This is a genomic window from Streptomyces sp. NPDC004647 (assembly GCF_040609575.1).
Lineage (GTDB): Bacteria > Actinomycetota > Actinomycetes > Streptomycetales > Streptomycetaceae > Streptomyces.
Genome location: NZ_JBEXKU010000180.1, coordinates 1 through 3516 on the forward strand (window position 1 = coordinate 1; position 3516 = coordinate 3516).

The window sequence follows — 3516 nt, forward strand, 5'->3', positions numbered from 1 at the left end:
CCGCCGGGTGCCTCGTCGCCCGGCGGGACACCGCGCTCCCAGTCCAGCCCGTAGCGCTGGAACAGCTCCGCGCGCAGCCGGGCGGGCGGCATCGGGGCACCCGGCAGCAGGACCGCCACCACGGCGCCCATCAGCAGCGCCCGGAACAGCGGATAGTCGGTGTCCGGGTCGGTGGAGCCGTAGCGCACCACGGTGTCCCTGAGCAGCGCCGCGAGCCGCTGCTGTTCCGGGCACTGCACGAACCCCTCGGCCGTGAGGATGCCCGCCATGTGGGTGCGCATCAGTGTGGGGTGGTCGCGGGCGATCCCCAGGATCGCGTCGATCGCCCGGGCCATCCGTTCCCTGCCGTCGTCCGTACGCGGCTCGCGCTCCAGCGCCTCGGCGAGCGTCAGATGCAGCAGCCGGTGCACCGCGGACTGCAGGAGCTGCCGCTTCCCCGGGAAGTAGTACGACACCAGGCCCCGTGCCGATCCCGCGCGGTCCGCGATGTCGGCGAGCGTCGTCGCCTCGTAGCCTCGGTCCCCGATCAGCTCGACCGTCGCCTGCAGCAGACGGTCGCGGGAACGCCGGCGCAACTCTTCATTGACCGATGCGCTGCGCGGGCACATGCTTTAACTCCTGCGTTGACTGGCTCTGAGCCAATATACTCAACGGGTCCGAAGGTGTCGGCCCTGTTCAGGGCCGCATTTCCAGGGCTGCCGCCGTTTCGGGCGACGCGGGGGATCGTCCGAAACGGCGGTTTCGGACAGCTGGCGCCACGGAAAAGCCCTCCGGCTCAGCGCTCTCCTCCCGGCTCCGGTTGGCTCCGCGCTCCCCTCCCGGGCGACCGGATGGCTCAGTGCCCGTGCTCGCGGCCGACCAGCTCCAGTACGGGCCGCAGAGCGGCCGGGCGGGACTCCACCGGAAGGTGCTCGACCAGCCGGACCGCGCAGCCCAGCTCCGCCGCCCCGGCGTCCGCGTGCCCGTCGTCGCCGACCATCAGCACATCCTGCGGCGCCTGCTCTATGGCCTCGCACGCCGCGTGGAACAGCCGGGGGTCCGGTTTCTGCACACCGTGCTCGTACGACAGGGCGTACGCGTCCACGAAGCCGTCCAGCCCGTGGTGGCGGAAGACCGGACGCAGATCCCAGCCGATGTTGCTGACCACTCCGACCGAGACCCCGCCGGCCCGCAGCGCCTCCAGCACCGGTGCGGCGTCCTGGTACGGCGCCCACGCGGCGGGCTCCATGTGCCGGTCGTAGAGCGCCCCGTACAGCTGCGGCCAGGGCAGGCCGACCGTACGCGCCAGGCCGCCGTACGCCGCGCGGTGCAGCTCGGCGCTGCTGTCCCGGTCGGCCCACAGCCGGGCCAGATGCGGTGGCATCACGCGTGGCGAGGCGCCGCCCGGCAGCGCCCCCGCCTCCTCCAAGCGCCCTGACCAGTACAGGAGTTCATCCTCGGGCACCGCGATGCCGGACCGGCCGAGTACGGCCCGCAGCCAGGACTCGGCCGTCTCGACCCGGAAGAGGGTGCCGGAGAAGTCGAAGAGCACGCCCTTGATCGCCATGTCCGCGATCCTTCCCGGTCATCCCTTCGCGGACAAGAGCGTCTCCTCCCCGTCCTCCCCGGCTTCCCAGCGGAGGCAGACGGCCGCAGCGAGCGCCGTGAGCGCCACTCCCAGCAGCCATCCGGCCAGTACGTCGGAGAGCCAGTGGACGCCCAGATACAACCGCGTGAAGCCCACGCCCGCGACCGAGACCAGCGCCACGGCCGAAGCGGCTGCCAGCCACCCTCCCCGGACGCCCGCGCGCAGCAGCAGCCACAGCAGCAGACTGCAGGCCAGGGCCGCGGTCATCGCATGGCCGGACGGGAACGACGCGTAGTGGGCGGAGTCCACCGGGTCCGGCCAGCGCGGGCGCTCCCGTCCCACCGCGGCCTTCAGACCCTGCTGCACGGCGGAACTGGTCAGGGTCACGGCCAGTACGACCACGGCCGTCACCCGGTCGCCGCGCCGCAGGAGCACAAATGCCGCGAGCACCAGCAGCGCGCGCATCGTCCACGGGTCCCACACCCAGTCCGTCAGCACCAGGTTGGTCCGGGTCCAGCCGGGGTGCTGGACCGCCGAGGCGTGCAGGTCGTACGCGATCTCCCGGTCACTCGTGAGCAGCGGCGACCAGGCGACGGTGACCATCACCAGGAGAACGGTGCCCAGCAGCGCGCAGGCCGCGGCCGTCCACAGACACCGGGCGGGGGTAGCGGACGGGGTGTGGTCCTGAGGCGGTGGACGAAGGGGCGGCGCATCCATGGAGAGATCTTCGCGGATGGCCGGAGCGGGTGGCTAATGGAGCACGCTGAGAGCGGGCACCAGGGCCAGCAGCAGCGGCACCACCGGCACGAAGGCCGCCGCGGCGGTCAGCCGCAGCCGCCGTGCCGGAGTGAGCCGGGGGCCGGGGGCCAGCAGCCGGTCCACCCGCTGCGGGACGTGCGCGAGTGGTGTCGGGCACGGCCCGAACACCCCGCGGTCCTCGTTGAGTTCGACGAGGGCGAGAGCGATCGACAGCCGTCCGAAGCGGCGCGAGGCGACGTCGTCGGCGGCCAGCTCCACCAGCCGGTGCATCTGCTGGCGGAACGCCGCGAACACCGGCACCTGCGGGAATCCGGTCGCGAGCGCCGACGAGCAGTGCAGCAGCCAGTCGTGCCGGGCCCGCGCGTGGCCCTGCTCGTGCGCCAGCACCGCGTCCAGTTGGCGGCGGTTCAGCCGGCGCAGAGCGGCAGTGGTGATCACGAGCTGGGGCGCCGCGCCCGGCAGCCACCAGGCGTCCGCGCGTTCGCCCTCCAGGACCACCAGCCGGTCCTCGGCAGGCGTCTCCTCCGGTAGCCGCGGGGAGCGTACGAGCAGCTCAGCGCGCTGCTTCCGGTGTTGTGAGCGGGCCACCCGCACCTCGCGGGTGAGCATGGCCGCTGTCCACGCGCCGCCGCAGGCGAGCGCGGCGGCCACCGCACCGGCCCACGGACCGTAGGCCTGGAGCGCGTACGCCTCGACGACGCCCCGCGGGGCCGGCGCGAACACATGCCCGCGTACGGCCTCCCAGGCAGCCGCGCCGCTCAGGGCCATCGCCAGCGCACAGCACAGCAGTACGGCGGCCACCACGCACTGCCACACCCACAGGGCCAGCACCGGTTCGCGGTCCGCCCACTCGGCACGCGCCAGCAGCCGCGGGGCGACGGCCGCGGCCAGCCCGCCGAGGAGCAGCAGCACGAGCGGGAGCATCATGGCCGTCACCTTACGAGCGGTCGGCTACTGCCGGGTACGGTCAGGGCGGCGAAGTGACGCAACCCACGAAATCCGCACGGTTGAGCGCGCTGGTGCCGGTTCAGCCTGCCAGCAGCATGGCGAGCATTCCCATGCCCGTCGACACCCGGCAGGCCGTCACCAGCTCGGGCCGGTCCAGCCAGCGGCCGCCACGCTCCGCTTCTTACCTCCGCTTCTGCCTTCACCTGCACGTATGCACGTACGCACGTGCTGCTTCACGTTCC

General features: G+C 72.9%; 4 protein-coding genes. All 4 read right to left on the reverse strand.

Annotated features, from left to right (window positions below; translation table 11 throughout):
• Positions 1-608 (reverse strand): helix-turn-helix domain-containing protein (locus ABZW18_RS34345; RefSeq protein WP_356195340.1); only part of this gene is annotated, 608 nt, incomplete at its 3' end.
• A gap of 227 nt (positions 609-835) precedes the next feature.
• Positions 836-1546 (reverse strand): HAD-IA family hydrolase, encoded by a 711-nt coding sequence (locus ABZW18_RS34350; protein ID WP_356195343.1) that lies wholly within the window; start codon positions 1544-1546, stop codon positions 836-838.
• A gap of 18 nt (positions 1547-1564) precedes the next feature.
• Positions 1565-2170 carry a phosphatase PAP2 family protein gene (locus ABZW18_RS34355; RefSeq protein WP_356195347.1) on the reverse strand — a complete coding sequence of 202 codons (606 nt, stop codon included), beginning with the start codon at positions 2168-2170 and terminating at the stop codon, positions 1565-1567.
• 147 nt (positions 2171-2317) lie between these two features.
• Positions 2318-3253 carry a M56 family metallopeptidase gene (locus ABZW18_RS34360; RefSeq protein ID WP_356195345.1) on the reverse strand — a complete coding sequence of 312 codons (936 nt, stop codon included), beginning with the start codon at positions 3251-3253 and terminating at the stop codon, positions 2318-2320.
• Positions 3254-3516: the final 263 nt, after the last annotated feature.

Coding starts and splice junctions, on each gene's coding strand:
- ABZW18_RS34355 (WP_356195347.1), bottom strand. CDS start 2,170: ATGGTCACCGTCGCCTGGTCGCCGCTGCTCACGAGTGACCGGGAGATC.
- ABZW18_RS34360 (WP_356195345.1), bottom strand. CDS start 3,253: ATGATGCTCCCGCTCGTGCTGCTGCTCCTCGGCGGGCTGGCCGCGGCC.
- ABZW18_RS34350 (WP_356195343.1), bottom strand. CDS start 1,546: ATGGCGATCAAGGGCGTGCTCTTCGACTTCTCCGGCACCCTCTTCCGG.